Source organism: Janthinobacterium sp. SUN176 (genome assembly GCF_030587335.1).
Taxonomy (GTDB): Bacteria; Pseudomonadota; Gammaproteobacteria; order Burkholderiales; family Burkholderiaceae_D; genus Janthinobacterium; species Janthinobacterium kumbetense.
In genome coordinates this window covers 1,636,127-1,660,247 of sequence record NZ_JAPWIA010000001.1, presented here as the reverse complement: position 1 = coordinate 1,660,247, position 24,121 = coordinate 1,636,127, and the positions used below count along the sequence as shown (strand labels likewise).

Here is a 24,121-nt window from a genome sequence, read left to right as displayed (position 1 = left end):
TATTTCGGGCATCAGTTTTCCCCTTATCGACACGGTGCACGCAAACAACATTCTTTCCTTGCTGGACGCCGAGCATACTGCGCTGGGCAGCATCGCGGCCGGCGCCGACCTGGCTCATGCATTGGAGCATTTGTTGCTGGCGCTGCAAGACCTGGCCGAGGGTGGCGCGCATGCCTGCCTCGTGCTCATCGACGAAGCCGACCGCTTTTGCGGCTTGTCCGCGCCCAGCCTGCCGCAAGACCTGTGCCTGGCCCTGCGCCACGGCGGCGACCAGCCATCCCCGTTCGGCACGGCGGCCTTTTCCGGGGCGCCCGTGTATTGCGGCGACATCACGCGTGACGTGAACTGGAGCGCCGGACGCAAGGAAGCCATGCTGCACGGCTACCGCGCCTGCTGGGTCGCCCCCGTCTTTGGCGCCAAGGGACATATCCTGGGCGTGCTGGGCCTGTTTTTCCAGGCGCCATGCCATCCCACGCAACCCGAGACCGAATTGCTGGCGCTGGCCGCGCGCGTGGCCGCGCATGTCATTGAGCGGGGCCAGCTGGAACAATCGCTGCACGACAGCCGCGAACATTTTCATTACGCCATAGAATTGAACACGCAAGTGCTGTGGACGGCCGACGTCGACGGCAAGCTCGATTATGTGGCGCAGCGCTGGCGCGAATGGACGGGTGGCAGCGGCCTGGGTACCAGCTGGCTGGACGCCATCCACCCCGAGGACGTGCCCCATTCCCTGGCGGCCTGGAGCGAAGCCGTGGGCAGCGGCCAGCCTTTCGACCAGGAAATGCGCGTGCGCCGGCAAGACGGCCGCTACCGCTGGATGCACTCGCGCGCCTACTGCCGGCAAGACGAGCGCGGCCAGCCCGCGAAATGGTATGGCTCGTGCGAGGATATCGACGAACACTGGCAGGCGCGCAACGCCTTGCTCGACAGCGAAGCGCAGTTCCGTTCGCTCGCTTCCACCATGCCCAACCAGGCCTGGCTGGCGCATGGCAGCGGCGCCACCTACTGGGTCAACGAGCAGGTCTGCGAATACACGGGACAATCGCTGAAGTCGCTCGTCACCAGCGGTTTTCGCCACTGCGTGCATCCGGACGACGTGCAGGCCACGCAAAAAAGCTGGGAGCGGGCCGTCGCCACCGCCAGCGCCTACGAACACGAATTCCGCATGCGCCGCGCCAGCGACGGCGCCTACCGCTGGTTCCTGGCGCGCGCCTTGCCCCTGTTCGACGAGGCGGGCACGGTGCTGCGCTGGGTGGGCACGAATACGGACGTGCAGGAACAGAAGAACGTGCTGGAAAAGATGGCTTACCTGAATTCCTCGCTGGAAGTGGAAATGGCCAACCGCACGGCCGACCGCGACCGCATGTGGCGGCTGTCGACCGATATCATGCTGGTGGCGGACCTGGCCGGCATGATCATCGCCGTCAATCCCGCCTGGAGCAAGATCCTCGACCGGCCGGAAATCGAGTCGCTGGGCATGGATTTCATCAGCCTCGTGCATCCCGACGACCGCATGGCGGCCTTGAAGGACTTGTCGCGCCTGGCCCACGGCGCGCCCACCTTGCGCATGGAAAACCGCTACCGGCGCCGCGATGGCGGCTACCGCTGGATTTCCTGGACGGCCGTGCCGGCGCAAAAGCTGATCCACGCCATCGGCCGCGACGTCACGGACGAGAAGGAGGCGCGGCTGGCACTGGTGCGCAGCGAGCAAGCTTTATTGCAGGCACAGAAGCTGGAATCGATCGGCAAGCTGACGGGCGGCGTGGCCCACGATTTCAATAACGTGCTGCAGATTATCTCGGGCAATCTGCAGTTGCTGAAGCTGACGGTGGCCGACAATCCGCAGGCGGCCAGGCGCCTCGCTTCGGCAGCCTCGGCCGTGGAGCGGGGCGCCAAGCTGTCGTCGCAACTGCTGGCCTTTGCGCGGCGTCAACCTTTGCGGCCGCTGGTGACGGACCTGGGGCGCTTGCTGCGCCGCATGCATGAGCTGATCCGGCGCGCCCTGGGCGAAGCGATTGCCGAGGAAACCTTCATCAGCGAAGGCTTGTGGCATACCCTGGTCGACCCGAACCAGATGGAAAACGTGCTGCTGAACATGGCCATCAACGCGCGCGACGCGATGGACAAGGGCGGGCGCCTCACTTTTACCTTGAGCAATGTCACGCTCGATGCGGACTACGCCAGCCGGCATGCCGACGTGCTGGAAGGGCAATACGTGCTGCTGACCATCACCGACACGGGCCACGGCATGACGCGCGACGTGATCGACCAGATTTTCGAGCCCTTCTTCACCACCAAGCGCGAAGGCGAGGGCACGGGCCTGGGCCTGTCCATGGCCTACGGCTTCATCCGCCAGAGCGCGGGCCACATCAAGGTGCACAGCGCGCCGGGCGCCGGCACGACGTTCAAGATTTATCTGCCCCGTTCGCTGGAAACACTGGCCGAGCCGCCGCCGGGCCTGACGGGCCCCGTGCTGGGCGGCAGCGAGACCATCCTCGTGGTGGAGGATGATGCCCCGGTGCAACATACGGTGGTCGACATGCTGCGCGGCCTCGGCTACGACGTGCTGCATGCGGATGACGGCGCCTCGGCCCTGGCCCTGCTGGGCACGGGCGTGGCCATCGACCTGCTGTTTACGGACGTCGTCATGCCGGGGCCCGTCAGCAGCAAGGAACTGGCGCAGCAGGCGAGGCTGCTGCTGCCGGAACTGGCCGTCTTGTTTACTTCGGGCTATACGCACAATGCCATCATGCAGGGCGGGCGGCTCGATCCGGGTGTTGAATTGTTGAGCAAACCGTATCAGCGCGAAGACCTGGCGCGGCGCATCCGCCACGTGCTGGCCGACCGCCGCCTGGTGGGCGCACCGGACCCGTCCGGGCGACGCATCCTGCTGGTGGAAGACAATGACGATGCGCGCGAAATGACGACGGAAATGCTCAATATGCTGGGCCACACCGTGCACGGCGTGTCCAGCGCCGAGGAAGCCTTGCCCCTGCTGGCCTTGCCTGGCCTGGACGTGCTGGTGACGGACATCAGCCTGCCCACCATGTCCGGCCTGGAACTGGCGCGCCATGCGCGCGCGCACTGGCCGCAGCTGGACGTGGTATTTGCTTCCGGGCATGATTGGGGCGCCAGCCTGATGCAGGACGCCAGCGCGCGTTTCCTGCGCAAGCCGTTTGGCCTGGAAGAGCTGGCCGGCGCACTGAAGGCGCGCCGGCTCGACGTTTACTAGCCTGTCGGCAGCAAGGCTTGCTGCAATTGCTCGACGGTAAATGGTTTCACCAGGAAGCGCGCTTGCGGGTCCAGCACGCCGGAATTGGCCGGCGCGTGGCCCGTGGAAAACACCACTTCCAGCCGCGGATGGTCGCGCGCCGCCAGTTCGGCCAGCTCGGCGCCCGACATCCGGGGCAAACTGATATCGGTTAGCAGCAGGTCCAGCCCCGGCGTGTCCAGCAGGGGCAAGGCTTCCTCGGCCGTGCCCACGGCCAGCACCGTGTGTCCCAGCATGGACAGCAGGTCGCCCGTCATGGCGCGCGCATCCGCATTGTCTTCCACCAGGAGGATGTGGCGGCCTGCCGGCGGCGCTGTTGCCGGCTGCGGCGGCAGCTGCGCGCGGTACTGGTGCAGGGCTGTCACGTGGCGGCCATTCGCCAGCAAGTGGCGGATGCGCCGCGCCAGGTCTTCGCGCCGGTATGGCTTGCTCAACAATTCCACGCCCGGTTCCAGCCGCCCGCCCTGCATGATGGCGTCCTGCGTGTAGCCCGAGGTAAACAGCACGGCCAGCTGCGGCAGCAGCACGCGGGCCTGGCGCGCCAGCGCCGTGCTGGCCACCTTGCCTGGCATCACCACGTCCGTAAACAGCAGGTCGATGGGCACGCCGCTGCCGATGATGGCCAGCGCGCTTTCGCCGTCGCTGGCGCGCAGCACGGCATAGCCGAGGCCGCGCAGCATGTCCACCACCGTCGTCTGCACCTGCACGTCGTCTTCCACCACGAGGATGGTTTCCTTGCCGCCCAGCACGGGGCCGCCCAGTTGCAGCGGCAGTTCCGTTTCCGCTTCGAGCGAGCGCGGCAGATAGATGCGGAAGGTGCTGCCATGGCCAGGCAGGCTGTCCACCGTCAGGTGGCCGCCGCTCTGGCGCAGGAAGCCGTACGCCATGCTCAAACCCAGGCCCGTGCCTTCGCCTTCTTTCTTGGTCGTGAAGAACGGCTCGAAAATCTTGTCCAGCAGTTCTGCGGGAATGCCCGTGCCCGTGTCCGACACGGCCAGCTGCACGTAGTCGCCGGGCGCCACGTCCGCATGGCGCGCCGCGTAGTCGCTGCCCAGCACGCTGTTGCTGAGTTCGATGGTCAGCTGGCCCTGGCCCTCCATGGCGTCGCGCGCGTTGATGGCCAGGTTGAGGATGACGTTTTCCAGCTGGTGCGGATCGACCAGGGCGCGCCAGCAGTCGTCGGCCAGCAGCAAACGCGTCTCGATGGTTTCGCCGGTGGCGCGCCGCAGCAGCTCTTCCGTCGCGCGCAGCAGCTGCGCCAGGTCCGTCACCAGCGGTTTTAGCGGTTGACGCCGCGCAAAGGCCAGCAACTGGGCCGACAGCTTGGCGCCCCGTTCCACGGCGGCCGAGGCGCTGGCGATGCGCTTGGCGGCCAGCGGGTCGTTATCCAGGCCCAGCTGCAGCAATTGCAAATTGCCCGAGATAATCTGCAGCACGTTATTGAAGTCGTGGGCCACGCCGCCCGTCAGCTTGCCCAGCGCTTCGAGCTTTTGCGATTGCAGCAGGGCCATCTCGCTGTGGCGCAACGATTCCTGCATGCGGCGCAAGGTGTTTTGCGCTTCCTTTTCCAGGGTGACGTGGCGTCCGGTGGCAAACACCAGGTCGCCTTCGATTGCGGCCACCCACGACAGCCAGCGGTGGCCGCCATCGCGGTGCCGGTAGCGGTTTTCAAAGCTGGGCATGGATTCCTTGCCCACTTGCAGCAAGGCCTGGCGCGTGGCGGCGGCATCTTCGGGCAGCACGAAGTCGAAGATGCTGCGGCCCAGCATTTCCTCGGGCAGCCAGCCCAGGATGGCGCCGGCGGCCGGGTTGACGGCGGCAAAGCAGCCTTCGGCATCGATGGCCACCATCAAGTCTTGCGCGCTGCGCCATAGCCGCTCGCGCTCGCTGTTGCGCGCGGCCAGGTCCGCTTCCAGCTTCTTTTCCACGGTGATGTCGCGCGCGCTGCAATACACCTTGTCGCCTTCGGGCACGGCCACCCACGACAGCCAGTGCCAGCCGCCCAGCTTGTGGCGGTAGCGGTTTTCGAAGCGCAAGGCGGGCTGGCCCTGGTTGGCTGCATCCCAGGCCGCATGGGTGCGCGGCAAGTCTTCGGGATGGATCAGTTCGAGGAATTTCGTCGTGCGGATTTCCTCTGTCGACCAGCCCAGCGTGGCTTGCCAGGCGGGGTTCGAGTGTTCGAAATAGCCGTCGAGGTTGAGCACGCCCAGCAAGTCGGGGCTCACGTTCCAGGTGCGGCCGAATTCGCGCGTGCGCTCGGCCACCTGTGTTTCCATGCTGGCACTGAGGGCGCGCAGGCGCGCTTCCGCCTGGGCTCGCAAAATGGTCGACCAGACCCGCTCCGACACTTGCACGGCCAGTTCAATCTCGTCCGCATGCCACAGGCGGGCCGCGCGGCTGTGCACGACGAACAGGGCAGCCAGCCGGCCATCCTTGGCAATGGGAATGTTCAGGAAGGCGCGGATGCCCAGGCGCGCAAACGTGGCTTGCGCGGCGGGCTGGGCCGTGCGCGGGTCATTCATCACGTCGCTGACGGCCAGCGCCTGGCCTGCGGCAAGCGCCTCGGACAGGCCTGCCGCGCAATCGCCGAGGAAATATTCGCCGGCGGCGCCCGGCGCCAGGCCGTCGCTCCACGCATGCTGCAGGGGGGGGCACTGCAGGACCTGGTCAATATCGAAACACGCCACTTGCTGGGCGCCCAGGCGCTGGCCCAGCAGCTGGGCCGACAGGGCGAGGATCTCGCCCGTGTCGTGCAGCAGGCGCAGCCGGCGTTCCAGTTGCAGCAGGAAGGCCACGCCGCTGGCGCCGGCCTGGCTGCTGGTGGCAGGAGTGCTGGTCATGGGGGCCTCAGCTGCCGGCCAGCGGCAGGGTGACGCTGAACAGGGCGCCATTGCCGGGCTGGCTTTGCAGGGTGATGGCGCCGCCGTGCGCGTCGACCAGCTGCTTGGTGATGAACAGGCCCAGGCCCAGGCCGCCCGTGCGGTCCTGGTGGATGACGCGCTCGAAGGCGTCGAAGATGCGTTCCTGGTCGCGCGCGTTGATGCCGATGCCATGGTCGCGCACTTCGATGACGGCGCTGTTCTGCGTGTGCGCCAGGCTGATTTCCACGGGCTGGCCCTGGCCGTAGCGCACGGCATTGCTGATCAGGTTGACAACGATCTGCTCGACGCGGAAGGCGTCCCAGTAACCCTGGATGGGTTCGAAGGCCAGCACTTCGAGCACGCTGCCGGCGGCCGCCGCATACGGGCCCAGGTCGTCCGCCACGCGGCGCACCAGGCTGGTCAGGTCGACGGCTTCGCGGCGGATCGACAGCTTGCCGCTGGTGATGCGCGACACGTCGAGCATGTCGTCGATCAGGCGCACCATGCTGCGGATTTGCCGCCCGTCGCGCGCCACCATCTTGCCCAGCTTTTCCGGTTCGAAGGCGGCCAGGTTGCCCCGTTCCAGGTTGACGGTGCGCATCTGCGTTTCCAGGAACAGCGTGTTCAGCGGCGTGCGCAGCTCGTGCGCCACCATGGACATGAATTCGTCGCGCAGCCGTAGCGAACGCTGCAGTTCCGCCTGGGTGGCGCGCAATTCCTTCAGCAGCGCTTCCTGCTGCTGGCGGCTGTGCTCGAGCGCCTGCACCTGGCGCCGCGTTTCGCTGCGCTGCTGGTGCAGGGCAACGAAGACGTTGACCTTGCTTTGCACGGCATTGATGTCGAGCGGCTTGTGCAGGAAATCGACGGCGCCGCTTTCATAGCCCTGGAAGGCGAAATTCATTTCCTTGCCGGCCGCCGTGACGAAGACGATGGGGATGTGGCGCGTTTTTTCCGTGCCGCGCATCAATTGCGCCAGCTCAAAGCCATCCATTTCCGGCATTTGCACGTCGAGGATGGCCAGCGCGAAATCGTGTTCCAGCAGCAGGGCCAGCGCTTCTTCGCCCGAGGATGCCTGGTAGACGCTGCGGTCGCTCTCGCGTATCAACGCATTGAGCGCGCGCAAGTTTTCCGGCAAGTCGTCGACGATCAGCAGTTTGGTGCTTGTTTCATTCATCATGTTTCATTCCTGGCATGGCTTTGCCGTCCAGCGTAGTGGGAAGCGGCGTGCGACGGCGCACGCTTGCGGTAGAGCTTTTCGGGACCCGGCAATGGCTCGAATTCGGCGGCAAAGCGGGTGAAATGCGTGCTTTCCTTGCTGCCCAGGCCCAGGAAACCCCGGTGGCACAGCGAGTCGTGGAACAGGCCCAGGGCCCGTTCCTGCAAGGTTTTGTTGAAGTAAATCAGTACGTTACGGCAGCAAATCAATTGCGTTTCAATAAAAACACTGTCCGTGGACAGGCTGTGGTCGGCAAAGTTGATCCTGTCGAGCAATCGCTGCTGGAAGCGCGCCGTGGCGTGCTCGGCCGTGTAGTAGTCGGCCAGCTGGCCCAGGCCGCCCGCGGCCAGGTAGTTGGCGCCGTACTCATCGAGCCGGTGCAGCGGATACACGCCGCGCGCGGCCGTGGCCAGCGCTTGCGGATTGATGTCCGTAGCGTAAATCGTGCTGCGTTCGAGCAAGCCTTCCTCGTGCAGCAGGATGGCCAGCGACAGCGCTTCTTCGCCCGTGCAGCAGCCGGCCACCCAGATGGTCGGCGACGGGTAGGTTTTCAGCACGGGCACCACCTGTTCGCGCAAGGCGCGGAAAAACGCCGGGTCGCGGAACATTTGCGTGACGGGCACGGTCAAAATCTGCAGCAGCTTGCCGAAGGCGGCGGCATCGTCCAGCACCATCTGCTGCAAGGCGGGCAGGTCGGCGCAATGCAGGCGTTCGAGCGCCTGATGCAGGCGCCGCCGCTGCGATGGTAAAGAGTAGTCGCGGAAGTCATAGCTGTAGCGCTGATAGATTGCCTCCATCAGCGCCTGCAGTTGCGCGTCCGTGGTGCGCTGGGACATCAGCGCCGCTCCCGGGCATGGCGCGTCATCACATGCGTTCCATCTTCGGCATCCACACGCGCAGCAGCGAATACAAACGGTCCAGGTCGATCGGCTTGGCCAGGTAATCGGATGCGCCCGCCTGCAGGCATTCTTCCTGGTCATTCTTCATGGCCTTGGCCGTGATGGCGATGATGGGCAGCTTGTTGTAGCGACCATCGGCGCGGATCAGCCGCGTCGCTTCCAGGCCATCCATGCCCGGCATCATGACATCCATCAACACGAGGTCGATATCGTCCACACTGTTGAGCTTGCTGATGGCTTCGAAGCCGTTGCGGCCGATTTCCACCACCACGCCTTTCTGTTCCAGCGCATTCGTCAGGGCAAAGATATTGCGCACGTCGTCGTCCACCAGCAAGATCTTGCGCCCTTCAAACACGCGCTCGCGGCTGCGCACCTGCTGCAGCATGCCCTGGCGCTCGCTCGACAGTTCCGACTCCACCTTGTGCAGGAAGAGGGTGACTTCGTCGAGCAGGCGTTCGGGCGAACGGGCCCCCTTGATGATGATGGAGCGCGAATACTTCATCAGGTCCGCTTCTTCTTCGCGGCTCAGGTTGCGGCCCGTGTAGACGATGACGGGCGGGAACGAGCACAGCTCTTCATGTTCCATGCGTTCGAGCAATTCGTTGCCCTGGATATCGGGCAGCTTGAGGTCGATGATCATGCAGTCGAAAATCTGTGTTTTTAGCAATTCCAGCGCCTGCTCGCCCAGCGCCACGGCCGTGATTTCCACGTCGTCGTCGCTGATCAGGTGCACCACGCTTTCGCGCTGGCGTTCGTCGTCCTCGACCAGCAGGATGCGCTTCATCTTTTGCGTGAACTTCGATTCGAGCTTGCGGAACACTTCCTTCAGCTGCTCGCGCGTGCGCGGCTTGGTGGCGTAGCCGATGGCGCCCAGTTGCATGGCTTCCTGCATCTGGTCGTTGCCGGAGACGATGTGCACGGGAATGTGGCGCGTCAGCGGGTTTTCCTTGAGCTGCTGCAAGACCAGCAAGCCCGGACGGTCCGGCAAGCCCATGTCGAGCAGGATGGCGTCGGGCAGGAATTCTTGCGCCAGGCGCAAGCCTTCGTCGGCACCGTGCGCCACCAGGCAGCGGTATTGCATTTCATGCGCGAGGTCGAACAGGATGCCGGCAAACGACGGCTCATCCTCGATCACCAGCACGGAACGCTGGCCCGTCTTGGCTGCGGGCACGCTATTCCTGTCATCCTCGAAGGTGGGCAGCGGCACGGGCTTGGCGGCAGGCGCCGCCTTGGGGGCGGCGGCCGCGATTCTGGCGGGGGGCTGCGGCGCGGCGGCGGGCACGGTGACCGCTTCCGCCGCGCGTTCCGGCATGACGGCCGGCAGCACGAGGGTGAACGTGCTACCCTGGCCGGGCGTGCTGGCCAGCTCGATGCTGCCACCGAGCAAGGCTGCCAGGTCGCGCGAAATCGACAGGCCCAGGCCCGTGCCGCCGTAGCGGCGGCTGGTGGTGCCGTCGGCCTGGTGGAAGGCGTCGAAAATCTTGTGCTGCTGGTCGCCGGCGATGCCGATGCCCGTATCCTGCACCTGGAAGCGCACCTGGCCGGCCGCAGCGGTGCTCACGTGCAGGGACACGCTGCCCGTGTCGGTAAACTTGATGGCGTTCGACAGCAGGTTTTTCAGGATTTGCTCGAGGCGCTGGCGGTCGCTGACAAACGATGGCGGGGCGTCCGGCGCCACCTTGACGTCCAAGGCGAGTTTCTTTTGCTGCGCCTGGGCGCCGAACAGCATCTTCATGCTGCTGAGCAGCTCGTCGAAGGGCACGGCTTCCGGCGTCAATTCCAGCTTGCCCGCCTCGACCTTGGAAATGTCGAGGATATCGTTGATGAGGGTCAACAAATCGTTGCCGGCCGAATAAATGGTTTGCGCAAACGTCACTTGCTCCGGCGTCAGGTTGCCGCTGGTATTGTCCGACAGCAGCTTCGACAGGATGAGCGAGCTATTCAGTGGCGTGCGCAGTTCGTGCGACATGTTCGCCAGGAATTCGGATTTATAGCGGCTGGCCCGCTGCAGCTCTTCGGCGCGCGCTTCCAGCTGTGCATGGGCTTCGCCGATGGCCATGTTTTTCTGGTCCAGCGACAGCGCCTGCACGGCCAGCTGCTCGTTCGACTGTTCCAGTGCCGCCTTTTGCTCTTCCAGGTGGGCTTGCGACTGTTCCAGCACGCGCGACTGCTCGCCCAGCTCCTCATTGGCCGTACGCAATTCTTCCTGCTGCACTTCCAGTTCTTCATTCAATTGCTGGGTTTCTTCCAGTACATTTTGCAGGCGCTGGCGGTACAGGGCCGCTTCCAGCGAGGTGCCGACATTCGCGGCAATCAGGCTCAGCCATTCCTTGGCGCGGGCACTGACGGGATGCGTGAAGCCCAGTTCGATGACGCCGTTGACGACGCCTTCGTTATTGACGGGCGTCAAGACCAGTTCCAGCGGCGTGCCGTGGCCCAGGCTCGACGTCACGGTCAGGTAATTCTCGGGTACTTGCTGCACATGCTTGAGGCGCTTTTCGCGCGCCGTCTCGCCCACCAGGCCTTCGCCCAGCTTGAAGACGGGCTTGTCCTTGACGCCCTGGTCGCTGAAGCCGTACACGGCCGTGCGGCGCAGGCTGCCATCCTCGTCGACGACGTACAGGGTGGCGACGGCCACGTCGAGGCGGTGGGCCAGGAAGTCCAGCACGTGCCGTCCCAGTTGCGGCAGGCCCAGCTGGCCGCTCGTGTGGGCCGCCAATTCCGTCTGCCCAGTGCGCAGCCACGCCTGCTCTTGCAGCACGTCGTTATCCTTGCCGCGCTGCTCGAGCGCATCGTTGTAGATGTCGGACAGGCGCAGCAGTTCGCGCCGTCCCAGGTAGGCGAGCAAGCCCGACAATCCCAGGCTGAGGATGAGGAAGACCACCACGGCCAGCATGGTGCGGCTTTCGGCCGTATCGGCCCGTTCCTGGCGCAAGCGCTGCTCCATGGACAGGAAGGCGAGGAATTCGCGGCGGATTTCGTCAAATTCCAGCTTGCCTTCGCCCTGGCGCACGCGCGCGAGGAATTCCTGGTTGCTGCGGCGCTGGGCGATCACGCCTTCGGCATAATCGAGCCACTGGCCTTGCAGCGCGCGGATGCGGCGCAGCCGGTCGACCTGGATGGGACTGTCGGACACCAGTTCCAGCAGCGTGTTCATTTCGACGGCGATCTTTGCCTTGCCTGATTTATACGGCGCCAAAAACGTTTCGTCGCCCGTCAGCAAGTAGCCGCGCATGCCCGTTTCCAGGTCGACGGACAATTTCATGACTTCGTTCGCATTGCCGATCACCCGTTCGGAATGCTCGACCGAGCGCAGGGCCGACAGCAGGTAGGCGATCAGGGCGACAAACACGAGGGCCGTGATGACCCCGATGACCAGCGGCAAGGTGACGTTGCGGGCGAGGATGCGGCGAAAGCTGAAGGAATCGATCGGTGTCTTGGTATTCATCATGTCCGTGTAAGGCTGTCGCGAAAGAATCAATTTTAATTGAAATGCAAGTTTTCTGGTGGTCAAGTATGGCGTGCGCTAGCATAACAGTCTTGCGCCCAATTGCCGACTCGCACGCCTGTGCAAGGCGAGGCAACGCACAGATCAAAGTGGCGGGAAAATCAAGCTGGCCACGATTGAGGCAGATCAAAGAGATTGGCTGTTGTCATCCTAAGATGCAGGAGGTGGCGGCGTCCTTGCAGGCGGCCGCCGTGTGCAAGCCAGCCCATGCAGGAGGACATCATGGCCAATCATTTGATCCACCGCGATCCGCAGCACCCGCTGGGACGTTTCGACCCCTTCAGCGACATGGAAGAATTCATGCGCGACTTTTTCGCGCCCGCCTTGCATGTGCGCGACGTGGGCAATGGGCGCATGCGTGTCGACATTGCCGAAACCGAACAAGCCTATCTGTTGCAGGCGGACATTCCAGGCGTGAATAAAGACGATATCCAGGTGTCCATCGATGGCAACCGCGTCTCCATCAGCGCCGAACTCAAGAATGAAAGGGTGACGCGCGACGGCGGCGGCAAGGTCGTGCGCAGCGAACGCGAGTATGGCCAGCAATACCGCAGCTTCGTGCTGCAGCATGAGGTGGACGAGGTCGGTGCGCAGGCCCGCTATGAAAATGGCGTGCTGCTGCTGGACTTGCCGAAGAAGGAAGGCACGGGCGGGCGGCAGCTGGCGATACAGTGAGCGTGACCAGGAAGCGTGGCGTCAAGCTGGCGCGGGGATGAAAAAAACGCCGGACGGAGCCGGCGTTTTTCAGTGCTGTGCGTACTGCACACTATATATATGTCAGTCGCGGATTTCCAGTGCCCGGTTCAGGCTCAGGGCGGCCAGCGAGGCGACGGCGCCCGACAGCAGGTAGAAGCTGACGTAGGCAAGGCCGAAGTTGGCTGACAGGCCCAGCGCCACCAGCGGAGCGAAGCCGGCGCCGACCAGCCAGGCCAGGTCGGACGTCAGGGCCGCGCCCGTATAGCGGAAGCGGGCAGGGAAGTTGGCCGTCACGGCGCCGGCTGCCTGGCCATAGGACAAGCCCAGCAGGCTGAAGCCAACGAGGATGAACACGTCCTGGCCCGTATTGCCGCCACCCATCAGGGTCGGCACGAAGGCGCTGAAGATGGCGATCAGCACGGCCAGCACGCCCAGGGTGGTGCGGCGGCCCACTTTATCGGCCAGCAAGCCGGAAATCACCACGCCGACGGCGGCCAGCACGGCGCCCAGCATCTGGATTTGCAGGAAGTCCGGCGCGGAACGCGTCTGGTAGACGGAAATCCACGACAGCGGGAACACGGTCACCAGGTGGAACAGCGCGTAGCTGGCCAGCGCGGCGAGGGCGCCGATCAGCACGTTGCGGCCCTGGCCGCGGCTCATTTCAAATACGCTCACGGGCTGCAGTTCGCGTTCGTCGAGCAGGCGCGCATATTCATTCGTCGACACCAGGCGCAGACGGGCAAACAGGGCGACCACGTTGATGGCGAAGGCCACATAGAAAGGATAACGCCAGCCCCAGTCGAGGAAATCTTCATCCGTCAGGGTGGTCAGCATGAACCAGAACAGGCCGGCGGCGATCAGGAAGCCGGCGGGCGCGCCCAGCTGGCCCAGCATGGCGTACCATCCCCGCTTGTTTTCCGGCGCGTTCAGGGCCAGCAGCGACGGCAAGCCATCCCACGAACCGCCCAGCGCCACGCCCTGGCCGATGCGCAGCACGGACAGCCAGATGATGGCGGCAAAACCCAGGTGGGAATACGTGGGCAGGAAAGCGATGCCGGCCGTCGACACGCCCAGCAGGAAGAGAGCGAAGGTCAGCTTGGCGCTGCGCCCCATGCGGCGCTGGATCTCCATGAAGATCACGGTGCCGAACGGGCGGGCGATGAAGGCGAACGAGAAAATCAGGAACGCATATAAAGTCCCTTCCAGGCGCTCTTCAAACGGGAAGAAGACGCGCGGAAACACCAGCACCGAAGCGATGGCGTAGACAAAGAAGTCAAAGTATTCGGAAGCGCGGCCGATGATCACGCCGACGGCGATCTCACCGGGGTCGATATGCGATTCGACCGTGCCGGCCCCGCTTGCGTCGCGCAGGGAGTGAGGGGAAAAGTCGGCGGGTACATCCCCGCTGTGTATGCGCGTGCTGGACATGATGATCGTCTCCAATATAGTTTCGAGTTCGGCCAACGCGTAACATACCCCGGGTGTCTCACGCCCGGAGTAGGACTATTCAATAGATAGCTGTAGGAAAACTCCGCAACTACCGAGTGAAAATCCGAGCAAGGGGTAGGACAAAACGTCCAATTGCCAACGCGCTCCAGTGAGAATACAGTACCATATCTTCATCCCCTGTACTGGACTTTCCTGTATGTTTTCATTAAAAGTTCGTCGCGGACTGCTTCTTTTACCTCTCGCATTGTTGGCTGGTTGCAATACGGTGGTACTGAATCCGTCCGGAGACATCGCAGTTCAGCAAGGCAATCTGATTGTCATCTCGACATTGCTGATGCTGTTGATTATCGTTCCGGTAATCGCCCTGACCCTGCTTTTCGCATGGCGCTATAGAAAAAACAACACCGCGGCCAAATACGAGCCGGACTGGGACCACTCGACTCGCCTCGAGCTGATCATCTGGGGCGCGCCCCTGCTGATCATCATCGTGCTGGGCCTGCTGACCTGGATCAGCACCCACACCCTCGATCCTTATCGTCCGCTGAGCCGTATCGACGCCAACCGTCCGATTCCTGCCAGCCACAAGCCGATGATCGTCGAAGTCGTGGCGCTGGACTGGAAATGGCTGTTCATCTACCCGGAACAAGGCATCGCTTCCGTGAATGAACTGTACGCGCCAGTCGATCGTCCGATCCGCTTCAAGATCACCGCGTCGTCCGTCATGAACTCGTTCTTCATCCCCGCACTGGCAGGTCAGATCTACGCCATGCCTGGCATGGAAACGCAGTTGAATGCCGTCATCAACAAGCCTGGCGTCTACAAGGGCTTTTCCGCCAACTACAGCGGTGCCGGTTTCTCGGGCATGCGCTTCAAGTTCCACGGCGTGAATGATGCGGACTTCGACAAATGGGTGGAATCGGCACGTGCCGGTGGCGGCGCGCTGAACCGCGACGACTACCTGTCGCTGGCCCAGCCTAGCGAACGCGACCCGGTCCGCCGCTACAGCGCCGTACCTAGCGATCTGTACAAGGCAATTCTGAACCGCACCATCGTTTCCGACGCTCTGTGCGTGACGCCGGTCGAGCCATACAAATTGACGATGGCAAATAGCCCGGTAGCGGCCGTAACGGCAGTAGTCGCTAGCGATGCAGTAGTTGAAAAGGGCGTTCAAGCCAAGTAACGACTGCATGAATCCCGCAGCGCATTGCGCTGCAGATACTGGCGCCGCTTGCCTGGCGCCTCCCTTTTTTCTCTGAGAGTAACAATGCTAGACCATATTGATCTGACGAAGCTTATATTCGGCCGTCTGACTTGGGATGCAATTCCATTTCACGAACCTATCCTGCTGGCGACCTTTGCAATGGTCGCCCTGGGCGGTATCGCACTCGTTGCGGCACTGACGTATTTCCGCGTCTGGGGTACCCTGTGGCGCGACTGGATTACCAGTATCGACCATAAAAAAATCGGTATCATGTACATGATCCTGGGCCTGGTCATGCTGCTGCGCGGCTTTGCCGACGCGCTCATGATGCGCACCCAGCAGGCGATCGCCTTTGGCGACAATGCCGGCTTCCTGCCACCGCATCACTACGACCAGATCTTCACCGCCCACGGCGTGATCATGATCTTCTTCGTCGCGATGCCTTTCGTGACGGGTCTGATGAACTACGTGGTGCCGCTGCAAATCGGCGCGCGCGACGTGGCTTTCCCTTTCCTTAACAACTTCAGCTTCTGGATGACCACCATGGGCGCCGCCCTGGTCATGGCTTCGCTGTTCGTCGGCGAATTCGCCCGCACGGGCTGGCTGGCGTATCCACCGCTGTCGGGCATCGTCGGCAGTCCGGACGTGGGGGTAGACTATTACATATGGTCCTTGCAGATTGCCGGGGTCGGGACGCTATTGTCCGGCGTCAACCTGATCGCCACCATCGTCAAGATGCGCGCACCAGGCATGACCTGGATGAAAATGCCGGTCTTCACCTGGACCGCACTGTGCACCAACATCCTGATCGTCGCCGCCTTCCCGGTGCTGACGGCTGTATTGGCCATGCTGTCGCTGGACCGCGTTGCAGGCTTTAACTTCTTCACGACGGAACTGGGCGGCAACGCCATGATGTACGTCAACCTGATCTGGATCTGGGGTCACCCAGAGGTCTACATCCTGATCCTGCCGCTGTTCGGCGTGTTCTCGGAAGTCGTTGCCACCTTCAGCAGCAAGCGCCTGTTCGGCTACGCTTCGATGGTGTACGCCACCTGCGTCATCATGATCCTGTCGTACCTGGTATGGCTGCATCACTTCTTCACCATGGGTTCGGGCGCCAGCGTCAACTCCTTCTTCGGCATCACGACGATGATCATCTCGATCCCGACGGGCGCGAAGATCTTCAACTGGCTGTTTACCATGTACCGCGGCCGTATCCGCTTCGAACTGCCTATGCTGTGGACGATCGGCTTCATGGTCACCTTCACCATCGGCGGCATGACCGGCGTATTGCTGGCCGTACCTCCAGCGGACTTCGTGCTGCACAACAGCCTGTTCCTGATCGCCCACTTCCATAACGTGATTATCGGCGGCGTGGTCTTCGGTGTATTCGCTGCGATTAACTACTGGTATCCGAAAGCCTTCGGTTACAAGCTCGACGCGTTCTGGGGCAAGTGCTCGTTCTGGTTCTGGTTCGTCGGCTTCTACCTGGCCTTCATGCCGCTGTACGTGCTGGGCCTGATGGGCGTGACCCGTCGTGTCAACCACTTTGAAGATCCATCGCTGCAAATCTGGACCATCATCGCCTGGTTTGGCGCCGTCTCGATCGCACTGGGCATCGCGTCCATGCTGATCCAGTTCTTCGTCAGCTACCGCAACCGTCACGCCCTGCGCGACGTGACCGGCGACCCATGGGGCGGCCGTACGCTGGAATGGTCGACGTCGTCGCCACCGCCAGACTATAATTTCGCCTTCACACCACAAGTGCATGAACTCGATGCATGGACTGACATGAAGAAACACGGTTACCAGCGTCCGACGTCCGGTTTCACGAAGATCCACATGCCGAAGAACACCTGGGCTGGTTTCGTGATCGCCGCACTGTCCGCACTGGTCGGTTTTGGCCTGATCTGGCAAATGTGGCTCGTCGCCAGCGTTGGCTTCGTGATCATGATGGTCACCATCATCGTCCATACCTTTAACTACAAGCGCGATTACTACATTCCTGCGGAAGAAGTGGTCCGTACCGAAGACGCTTATACTAAATTGCTGAGCAGCCATGTCTGATACCATCGCCCATAACACCGGCGCCGCTGGCGCCGCACCAAGCACGCGCAGCTACTTTGTGCGCGAGCACCACCCGGAAAACGGCAGCTTGCTGGGTTTCTGGCTCTACCTGATGAGCGATTGCCTGATCTTCGCCTGTCTGTTCGCCACGTACGCCGTGGTCGGCCGCAGCTACGCGGACGGCCCGACGGGCGCCGCGCTGTTCGACCTGCCGCTGGTGGCCGTCAACACGGCCATGCTGCTGTTGTCGTCGATCACCTACGGCTTCGCCATGCTGACCATGCAGCGCAAGCAATTGCGCAGCACCCTGGTCTGGCTGGGTATCACGGGCCTGTTCGGCCTGGCCTTCCTGTCGCTGGAAATGTATGAATTCATTCATCTGATCCACGAAGGCGCCGGTCCGCAACGCAGCGCGTTCCTGTCGTCGTTCTTCGCCCTGGTCGGTACCCACGGCTTGCACGTGACGTTCGGCGTGATCTGGCTCGTGACTTTGATGTTCCAGTTGAACAAGCATGGTCTGACCCCGGAAAACGGCCGTCGCATGATGTGCCTGTCGCTGTTCTGGCATTTCCTGGACGTCATCTGGATCGGCGTCTTCACCTTTGTCTACCTGATGGGAGTGCTGCCATGAGCGACCACCACACACACGGCGATAGCCACCACCATGACGATCACGATCATGGCAGCCTGAAAAGCTATACCATCGGCTTCATCCTGTCGGTGATCCTGACGGCCATTCCGTTCTGGCTGGTGATGACGAAAGCCATCACCAACTCGGGCACCATGGGCCTGGTCCTGCTGGCGTTCGCGGCCGTTCAAGTCGTGGTACACATGGTGTACTTCCTGCACATGAACACCAAGTCCGAAGGCGGCTGGAACATGATGGCGCTGATCTTCACGATCATGATCGTGGGCATTGCCATGGCCGGTTCCCTGTGGGTCATGTACCACATGAACCACAACATGATGCCGGATCTGATGCCTGAGTACATGCATACGAAAACGGCTCCATGATGAGTAATACGCGCCCAAGCAACACCGGGCGCGCCCCTGGCGCCGCATCGCAAGATGCCGCGCCAGGCCCACGCGGCATGGCTGTGCATTATTCAAAAATTGCACTGGCCTTGCTGGCGGGGATCTTATTTGCCGGTTTCTGTGCCCTGGGCACCTGGCAAGTCAAGCGCCTGTTCTGGAAGCTTGACCTGATCGAGCGCGTCGAACAACGCGTACATGCGCCCGCAACGGACGCACCTGGACCCGCAGCCTGGGCCAGTGTCACGCAGCAAACGGATGAATACCGCCATGTGCGACTCTCCGGTACGTATCTCCCCATTTTCAATACCCTGGTGCAAGCAACGACGGCACTGGGCAGCGGTTACTGGCTGGTGACGCCCTTGCGCCTGGCCGATGGCAGCACCGTGCTGATCAACCGCGGCTTCGTGCCGAAACGCGAAGGCATCGCCGCCAGCACGCCGGCCGGCATTGTCGAGGTCGAGGGCTTGCTGCGCGTCAGCGAGACGGGCGGCGGTTTCCTGCGCGAAAACAGTCCTGCCACGCAGCACTGGTATTCGCGCGACGTGGCCGCCATCGGCGCCTCGCACATGCTGAGCAACGTGGCGCCATACTTCGTCGATGCGAAGGCAAAGTCGGAAACGGCTGCGGACGCCCCCGTCGGCGGGCTGACCGTGATTTCCTTCCACAACAGCCACCTCGTGTACGCCTTGACGTGGTTCACCCTGGCCTTGATGGTAGCCGGTATCAGCTGGTGGATCGTGCGCGAAGACAAACGTCGCCGCGCGCGCAAAGCAGGTCTTGATCTATCACAAGAAAGCGACCATGCCGGGCAGGATTGAGATCCTGCCCAACCGCGAGGTGCTAGAACGCGGTGCGGTGGCGGCCGAGATGGAACATCCGGCCGGCCACCAGAACATGAAGCTGCTGATCCAGCTGCGCTGGCTGGCCGTGATCGGCCAGATCAGCACGATCTTCGGCGTGGGCGTGGGACTGGGCATCGCCTTGCCCGTGCCCTACATGCTCGAAGTGCTGTCCTGCCTCATCGCTTTTAATTTAGCCAGCCTGCTGCGCTGGCACGAACGCCAGCCCGTGTCCAACACGGCCCTGTTCCTCGCTCTGCTGGTCGACGTCACCGTGCTGACGGCCCAGCTTTACCTGAGCGGCGGCATCAGCAACCCGTTTGCCTTCCTGTACTTGTTGCAAGTCATCCTCAGCGCCGTCCTGCTGGAAGTGTGGTCGACCTGGATCATGGTGGCCATCACCAGCTTGTGCCTGGCGGGCCTGGCCTTGCTGCCCGGCCCCTTGATCCTGCCGATCGACCCGGAGCGGGGCTTTTCCAGCCTGTATGTGCAAGGCTTGCTGATCTGTTTCATCCTGAACGCCGCCTTGCTGGTGGTGTTTATTACGCGCATCAACCGCAATCAGCGCGCCGGCGACGCCAAGGTGGCGGATTTGCGCCAGCGCGCGGCGGAAGAAGAGCACATCATCCGCATGGGCTTGCTGGCTTCGGGCGCCGCGCACGAGCTGGGCACGCCGCTGGCAACCCTGTCCGTGATCCTCGGCGACTGGCGCCGCATGCCGGAATTGAGCAAGAACAGCGAATTGCTGGAAGAAATCACGGAAATGCAGGCGCAGTTGCAGCGCTGCAAGAGCATCGTCAGCGGCATCTTGCTGTCTGCGGGCGAGGCGCGCGGCGAATCGTCCGTGAAAACGACGATCAACACCTTCCTCAACGACCTGGTCGACGAGTGGCGCACCAGCCGCCCGATCCAGGATTTCGAGTACGATAACCGCATCGAGCACGACGTACCCGTCGTCTTCGATTCGACCCTGAAACAAACCATCTGCAATGTGCTCGACAATGCACTGGAAGCGTCGCCCGACTGGCTGCGCTTCGAAGCGACGCGCGAAGCGGATGCCTTGCATCTGGTCATCACCGATGCGGGCCCCGGCTTCGAGCCGTCGATGCTGACGCACCTGGGCAAACCGTATCAAAGCAGCAAGGGCAAGCCCGGCGGCGGCCTCGGCCTGTTCCTGGTGGTGAATGTCGCGCGTACTTTAGGCGGTACGGTGACGGCGCGCAACAGGGTGCAGGGCGGGGCGGTGGTGCACCTGGCCTTGCCGCTGGCGGCCATCAAACTGGAAAGAGAAAGCGACCACCATGCAGGATGACCGTCTGTTACTGATCGTGGAAGACGACGCCGCGTTTGCCCGCACCCTGGGCCGCTCGTTCGAACGGCGCGGCTACCAGGTCATCCTGGCCACCAATTTCGATGAAGCGAGCGCCTTGCTGGAACAGCATTGCCCCGACTACGCCGTCGTCGATTTAAAACTCAATGGCAATACCTCCGGCCTGGCTTGCGTGCAGATGCTGCACCAGCACGACCCGGAGATGCTGATCGTCGTGCTCACCGGTTACGCCAGCATCGGCACGGCCGTGGAAGCCATCAAGCTGGGCGCCTGCCAGTACCTGGCGAAACCGTCGAACACGGACGACATCGAAGCGGCCTTCGGCCACGTGGCCGGCAACGCGGACATCGAACTGACGAACCGCGCCACCAACATCAAGACCCTGGAATGGGAACGCATCCACGAAATGCTGGCCGAGACGGATTTCAATATCTCGGAAACGGCGAGAAGGCTGGGCATGCACCGGCGTACCCTGGCGCGCAAGCTGGAAAAGCAGCGGGTGAAATAAGGGCTTTCCCGGCTGGCCGCGCCTGCCACAACGTTCAGCCTATTTCAGGCGCTTGCCCCGATACGGGAGCGCATGGATGACCAGGGCGCTGGGAATGACAGCGTCGACGTTGCCAAAAATGCGAGTACCGTTTTCTTCTTTGATCACCATGCCGGAATCGACGTCTCCGTCAAGATTGAGGGCGGCAGTCAGGCCAGTGTCCAGGGCGCCGCCGGGGCGAAGTATTTCCGCCAGGTCAAACAGTGAAGCGCTCGTCGTCTGTATCAGGTACACCCATCCCTTTTGATCGATGCCAACCAGCGAGCGCATGGCCTTGACCGATTGCTGCGACTTGCGAATGCCGTTCTCGCCATTTTTTTCAATGACTATTGGACCGGACTGAATGGCAGACAGGCAGTCGGCCGTATCGATGGCGCTGATTTCATCGATGGTGACGCGTCCATCGCGGCCAATACAGATAACGCCCCTGATTTTTGTTGAATTGTTGATGATGGTCGACGTGTGTTTGCCTTCGGACAAAATCAGGCCCGTCGGTATCGGCTTGATGAGGGAGCGCGTGTAGCCGCCGTTAATTGCCGCAACAGGGGCAATGAGGCGCATTACCTCGCGCAGGCTGAAGGCGATTTGCATGGAATTCCTGTCATGCGGATTGGACAAGAAGCGCACGTCAACGACCGATATGCGCACCAGCGCGGGATTGATGCGGATAATGTGAAGAGCCACGGAATTGACGATGTCCTTGTTTGCCGCAAAGGTGGCATCGCTGGTCTCTATGCCGGGGATAACTTTTTTGTACTGTAATGGGCTGCCTGCATTCGCCGATGGCATTGCAATGCTCGCCAGTAGCGAGATGCACAGGTAAACGAGTTGGGTTTTGAAATGGGACATTTATTGTTGCCTCATTTTTTTATTTCTCACGATAATGACGCACGTAATGATGACATCCTTTTTTTGCACATCGGTCGGGCTGATCGATAGAAGGTGCAGGTTGGGTAATCTTTTATTTTTGGAAAACTGGTCGAAATTGAGCTTTTGGGCTAGCGAGATATTCAGGACGGGGCGACTCATAGGAATGGAATGGTCAGAACCTCCATCGTCATCGATTGGTTTCTGGTCCACGGTCGCCACATAACGGAAGTCGAGTTGTTCCGTATCGACGTAGATGGTCAGTTCAACTTCCTGTTCAGGAGTCGAATAGAAAGGAATATTGTTGTCATTGAATTTTCCCCGCGCCGGCAGAATCATTACCTTGGTATAGCCGGAGTCCACATGGTCATGCAGGAAATCCAGCACATTGGTTTTCAACGCTGTCGATTCTTTGCTATTTGCATCGGCACTTAATTTCAGCAATTCTTCACGTATCACGGATGGTGGATAGATATATTTTATGAGCGGCGTGAAAATGATGTCCTTGTACCCAATACCCATGACGCCCAGCGTTCCAAGGAAAAAAGTCAATATGCCAATTTGCGCAGCAAGGAGTCTTAATTTCCGCTTGATGTACAGTTCCATCTGGACATTAAAATCCACTTCCCTCTGGCTGGAATCACGTTCGTTGCTGGATGCTTCCATGGGAGTGCTCCAGAAGTAAAATAACGACAGCAGTAAAGAAGTACGATTAATCCTTGTCAAGAAAGCCAGTTGTAGCCTTGGATGGCGCTGCGCCGAATGTTAATTCTTGCAGTTGCTGCAGCCTTGATGTTGACAAATATCTAACCAGATTCCGTTAACTGCCTGTTATTTCCGATTCCCATGCGCGGCATGCGCCGGTGTCGCATCCACTGGTGTTTGTCAGCATGTCACAAGGATTTCCGTGGAATTCTTTATCGCGGCAAGCTTGCGCCGTGCCCGGGATGGGGACACGGGCAGGCTGTGCAGAAGTGCTGCCGCGCTTTGCCTCAAGGACTCCAGCGGCAGGATCAGTGAAATACGCGGCAGGCAATGCGTCGTACCGCGGATGTCGTGCAGGCTAATTGTTTTCGAATGTTAATTCGATCATACTGTCGTCGCTCCAGTCCTGTTCCCGCAGCGGCGGCGTGAACGACGTTCCGCTGAAGGGCACGGGTGCACTCTTTCCATTAAAACTGATCGTTGCCGCCGCGATGCGCCGTGGTTCGGAAAAGCTGTAGGTGCCCTTTTGCGACACGAAATTGCAGGGCCCGCCCAATGCGCTCATCGTGGTACGCATCGCAAACGGCAAGGTTTCCTTGTCGATGGCCCAATGGACTTCGCACGCCAGCCGCAGGTCGCCCAGGCGGCGCAGCGTGTCGCTGGTGGTCGCGCTCCTGACGTAGGGTATCCACCTGACCGACCCCGCCTTGCGGTTCACGGTCAGCTCGGCCTTCTCATACAGCGGACCCTGTTCGACGGGCAGGCTGAAGATATTGCGCTCACCCAGCGGTATCGCCATACCCGCCTCGTCGCTTTCCAGCCGCAGCGCGATGGCGTGCATGTCGACATCGGCATGGCGCGGCTCCAGGATGAAGCGCAATTCGGCGCCAGGCGCCAGACCGTGTTTTTCCTCGAAGCGTTTCACCCCCTTGAGCATGGCGCTGTAGGGTTTCCAATCCGGATCCCGGATGCCTTTGACATTGACGGACGCCGCCGCAGCGGGTTCAGTTTGTTCCACGACCTGTTCCACGGCCGTCGCCACGGCTTGTTCCACATCGGCCTGGGCGTGGACGGCGGCGCCGCATGCACACAGCAGAAGTCCGGCGATTGCACGCATATTCATCCTGTTCATTTGCCTCTCACGTCATTGTTTATCAAGTCAGAGCAGTCTGTTTTTCCTGCCCATTCAAGGAAACATGAGTGTAGAAAAGAATGGCGATGAATGGGGATTTTTAGGACAGAGTGTCAATCTGGAGCAATGGAATGCTTGAATCAGCTGTTTTTTTAGCGGCATTGGGGAAAGAAAGCAACGTTGTGCCGATGCCGCGTCGATGCGCGTATCTGCCATGAATGATTTACTCGCTAAAACACTGTATTTACGTCAATGCCATCAACAGGCCGGAAGCGATGACTACCGCAGCAAACAGGGCGACGGCAAAGCGATTATGCGGCAACGCTCTCGCCGGCGGGTAGTGGCCCAGCGTGAGTAGCCGTAGTATTGCCCAGCCCGGCCAATAGAACAGCTTTTCAATGACCGTTCCTAACAGGTTATAGATCAGCAGACGAACGATCCAGACGATGCCGTCAAAAATCCAGTCAAACACGATTCATCCTCGTGGGGACGCAA

General features: G+C 61.6%; 18 protein-coding genes. 9 read left to right on the top strand and 9 right to left on the bottom strand.

Features of this window, described 5'->3' with window-relative positions; genetic code table 11:
- Nucleotides 1-34: 34 nt before the first annotated feature.
- A complete protein-coding gene (locus tag O3299_RS07470; RefSeq protein WP_257219020.1) occupies nt 35-3,235 on the top strand; it encodes a PAS domain-containing protein in 3,201 nt (1,066 codons plus the stop codon).
- Here the strand turns inward: O3299_RS07470 and O3299_RS07465 are convergent.
- Genes O3299_RS07465 through O3299_RS07450 form a run of 4 tightly spaced genes read right to left on the bottom strand, consistent with a single transcriptional unit; the run spans nt 3,232 to nt 11,698 of the window.
- A complete protein-coding gene (locus tag O3299_RS07465) occupies nt 3,232-6,114 on the bottom strand; it encodes a PAS domain S-box protein (RefSeq protein WP_305061949.1) in 2,883 nt (960 codons plus the stop codon). The two genes, O3299_RS07470 and O3299_RS07465, sit on opposite strands and share 4 nt — an antisense overlap.
- Nucleotides 6,115-6,121: 7 nt before the next feature.
- Nucleotides 6,122-7,312, bottom strand: coding sequence for a hybrid sensor histidine kinase/response regulator (locus tag O3299_RS07460; protein WP_305061948.1), 1,191 nt, complete (start codon nt 7,310-7,312; stop codon nt 6,122-6,124).
- A complete protein-coding gene (locus tag O3299_RS07455) occupies nt 7,309-8,187 on the bottom strand; it encodes a protein-glutamate O-methyltransferase CheR (protein WP_305061947.1) in 879 nt (292 codons plus the stop codon). Before O3299_RS07455 ends, O3299_RS07460 begins: the two co-directional genes overlap by 4 nt.
- 28 nt (nt 8,188-8,215) lie before the next feature.
- Nucleotides 8,216-11,698 carry a response regulator gene (locus O3299_RS07450; RefSeq protein ID WP_305052026.1) on the bottom strand — a complete coding sequence of 1,161 codons (3,483 nt, stop codon included), beginning with the start codon at nt 11,696-11,698 and terminating at the stop codon, nt 8,216-8,218.
- Between the two features lie 282 nt (nt 11,699-11,980).
- On the opposite strand from O3299_RS07450, the gene O3299_RS07445 reads away from it, so the two are divergent.
- Nucleotides 11,981-12,433, top strand: coding sequence for an Hsp20/alpha crystallin family protein (locus tag O3299_RS07445; RefSeq protein ID WP_305061946.1), 453 nt, complete (start codon nt 11,981-11,983; stop codon nt 12,431-12,433).
- Nucleotides 12,434-12,535: 102 nt separating this feature from the next.
- Here O3299_RS07445 and O3299_RS07440 read toward each other — a convergent pair whose 3' ends face one another.
- A complete protein-coding gene (locus tag O3299_RS07440) occupies nt 12,536-13,882 on the bottom strand; it encodes an MFS transporter (RefSeq protein ID WP_099667920.1) in 1,347 nt (448 codons plus the stop codon).
- Nucleotides 13,883-14,099: 217 nt separating this feature from the next.
- Between O3299_RS07440 and cyoA the strand changes: the two genes are divergently transcribed.
- The 7 genes from cyoA (at nt 14,100) to O3299_RS07405 (ending at nt 20,883) form a co-directional block, all read left to right on the top strand.
- Nucleotides 14,100-15,083, top strand: a complete 984-nt coding sequence (gene cyoA, locus O3299_RS07435; protein WP_251348654.1) for a ubiquinol oxidase subunit II — start codon at nt 14,100-14,102, stop codon at nt 15,081-15,083.
- Nucleotides 15,084-15,167: 84 nt separating this feature from the next.
- On the top strand, nt 15,168-17,171 hold the full coding sequence (cyoB, locus tag O3299_RS07430) for a cytochrome o ubiquinol oxidase subunit I (RefSeq protein WP_289897856.1): 2,004 nt from the start codon (nt 15,168-15,170) through the stop codon (nt 17,169-17,171).
- The gene (gene cyoC, locus O3299_RS07425) at nt 17,164-17,802 is read left to right on the top strand and encodes a cytochrome o ubiquinol oxidase subunit III (protein WP_086144570.1); all 639 of its coding nucleotides are present in this window, start codon (nt 17,164-17,166) and stop codon (nt 17,800-17,802) included. The genes cyoB and cyoC overlap by 8 nt, the downstream gene beginning before the upstream one ends.
- Nucleotides 17,799-18,185, top strand: coding sequence for a cytochrome o ubiquinol oxidase subunit IV (gene cyoD / locus O3299_RS07420; RefSeq protein ID WP_099667923.1), 387 nt, complete (start codon nt 17,799-17,801; stop codon nt 18,183-18,185). Before cyoC ends, cyoD begins: the two co-directional genes overlap by 4 nt.
- Nucleotides 18,182-19,024, top strand: a complete 843-nt coding sequence (locus O3299_RS07415; protein WP_305061945.1) for an SURF1 family protein — start codon at nt 18,182-18,184, stop codon at nt 19,022-19,024. Before cyoD ends, O3299_RS07415 begins: the two co-directional genes overlap by 4 nt.
- The gene (locus O3299_RS07410) at nt 19,008-20,357 is read left to right on the top strand and encodes an ATP-binding protein (protein ID WP_099667925.1); all 1,350 of its coding nucleotides are present in this window, start codon (nt 19,008-19,010) and stop codon (nt 20,355-20,357) included. The genes O3299_RS07415 and O3299_RS07410 overlap by 17 nt, the downstream gene beginning before the upstream one ends.
- The gene (locus tag O3299_RS07405; protein ID WP_034788474.1) at nt 20,347-20,883 is read left to right on the top strand and encodes a response regulator transcription factor; all 537 of its coding nucleotides are present in this window, start codon (nt 20,347-20,349) and stop codon (nt 20,881-20,883) included. Before O3299_RS07410 ends, O3299_RS07405 begins: the two co-directional genes overlap by 11 nt.
- A gap of 39 nt (nt 20,884-20,922) precedes the next feature.
- Here the strand turns inward: O3299_RS07405 and O3299_RS07400 are convergent, their stop codons facing one another.
- The 4 genes from O3299_RS07400 to O3299_RS07385 all read right to left on the bottom strand — a co-directional run bounded on the left by O3299_RS07400 (nt 20,923) and on the right by O3299_RS07385 (nt 24,098).
- Nucleotides 20,923-21,771, bottom strand: a complete 849-nt coding sequence (locus tag O3299_RS07400) for a phosphodiester glycosidase family protein (RefSeq protein ID WP_305061944.1) — start codon at nt 21,769-21,771, stop codon at nt 20,923-20,925.
- On the bottom strand, nt 21,772-22,455 hold the full coding sequence (locus O3299_RS07395; protein ID WP_305061943.1) for a hypothetical protein: 684 nt from the start codon (nt 22,453-22,455) through the stop codon (nt 21,772-21,774).
- Nucleotides 22,456-22,852: 397 nt separating this feature from the next.
- Nucleotides 22,853-23,626 (bottom strand): hypothetical protein, encoded by a 774-nt coding sequence (locus O3299_RS07390; protein WP_305061942.1) that lies wholly within the window; start codon nt 23,624-23,626, stop codon nt 22,853-22,855.
- A 244-nt stretch (nt 23,627-23,870) separates the two neighbouring features.
- Nucleotides 23,871-24,098: a hypothetical protein gene (locus O3299_RS07385; protein ID WP_289904924.1), complete on the bottom strand. Its 228-nt coding sequence runs from the start codon at nt 24,096-24,098 to the stop codon at nt 23,871-23,873.
- Between the last annotated feature and the right edge of the window lie 23 nt (nt 24,099-24,121).

What these genes read in the sequence shown, in the direction of transcription:
- O3299_RS07450 (WP_305052026.1), bottom strand. Translation starts at nt 11,698, where the DNA reads ATGAATACCAAGACACCGATCGATTCCTTCAGCTTTCGCCGCATCCTC.
- O3299_RS07415 (WP_305061945.1), top strand. Translation starts at nt 18,182, where the DNA reads ATGATGAGTAATACGCGCCCAAGCAACACCGGGCGCGCCCCTGGCGCC.
- O3299_RS07460 (WP_305061948.1), bottom strand. Translation starts at nt 7,312, where the DNA reads ATGATGAATGAAACAAGCACCAAACTGCTGATCGTCGACGACTTGCCG.
- cyoB (WP_289897856.1), top strand. Translation starts at nt 15,168, where the DNA reads ATGCTAGACCATATTGATCTGACGAAGCTTATATTCGGCCGTCTGACT.
- O3299_RS07455 (WP_305061947.1), bottom strand. Translation starts at nt 8,187, where the DNA reads ATGTCCCAGCGCACCACGGACGCGCAACTGCAGGCGCTGATGGAGGCA.
- O3299_RS07405 (WP_034788474.1), top strand. Translation starts at nt 20,347, where the DNA reads ATGCAGGATGACCGTCTGTTACTGATCGTGGAAGACGACGCCGCGTTT.
- cyoD (WP_099667923.1), top strand. Translation starts at nt 17,799, where the DNA reads ATGAGCGACCACCACACACACGGCGATAGCCACCACCATGACGATCAC.
- cyoC (WP_086144570.1), top strand. Translation starts at nt 17,164, where the DNA reads ATGTCTGATACCATCGCCCATAACACCGGCGCCGCTGGCGCCGCACCA.
- O3299_RS07440 (WP_099667920.1), bottom strand. Translation starts at nt 13,882, where the DNA reads ATGTCCAGCACGCGCATACACAGCGGGGATGTACCCGCCGACTTTTCC.
- O3299_RS07400 (WP_305061944.1), bottom strand. Translation starts at nt 21,771, where the DNA reads ATGTCCCATTTCAAAACCCAACTCGTTTACCTGTGCATCTCGCTACTG.
- O3299_RS07465 (WP_305061949.1), bottom strand. Translation starts at nt 6,114, where the DNA reads ATGACCAGCACTCCTGCCACCAGCAGCCAGGCCGGCGCCAGCGGCGTG.
- cyoA (WP_251348654.1), top strand. Translation starts at nt 14,100, where the DNA reads ATGTTTTCATTAAAAGTTCGTCGCGGACTGCTTCTTTTACCTCTCGCA.
- O3299_RS07445 (WP_305061946.1), top strand. Translation starts at nt 11,981, where the DNA reads ATGGCCAATCATTTGATCCACCGCGATCCGCAGCACCCGCTGGGACGT.
- O3299_RS07395 (WP_305061943.1), bottom strand. Translation starts at nt 22,455, where the DNA reads ATGGAAGCATCCAGCAACGAACGTGATTCCAGCCAGAGGGAAGTGGAT.
- O3299_RS07390 (WP_305061942.1), bottom strand. Translation starts at nt 23,626, where the DNA reads ATGAACAGGATGAATATGCGTGCAATCGCCGGACTTCTGCTGTGTGCA.
- O3299_RS07410 (WP_099667925.1), top strand. Translation starts at nt 19,008, where the DNA reads ATGCCGGGCAGGATTGAGATCCTGCCCAACCGCGAGGTGCTAGAACGC.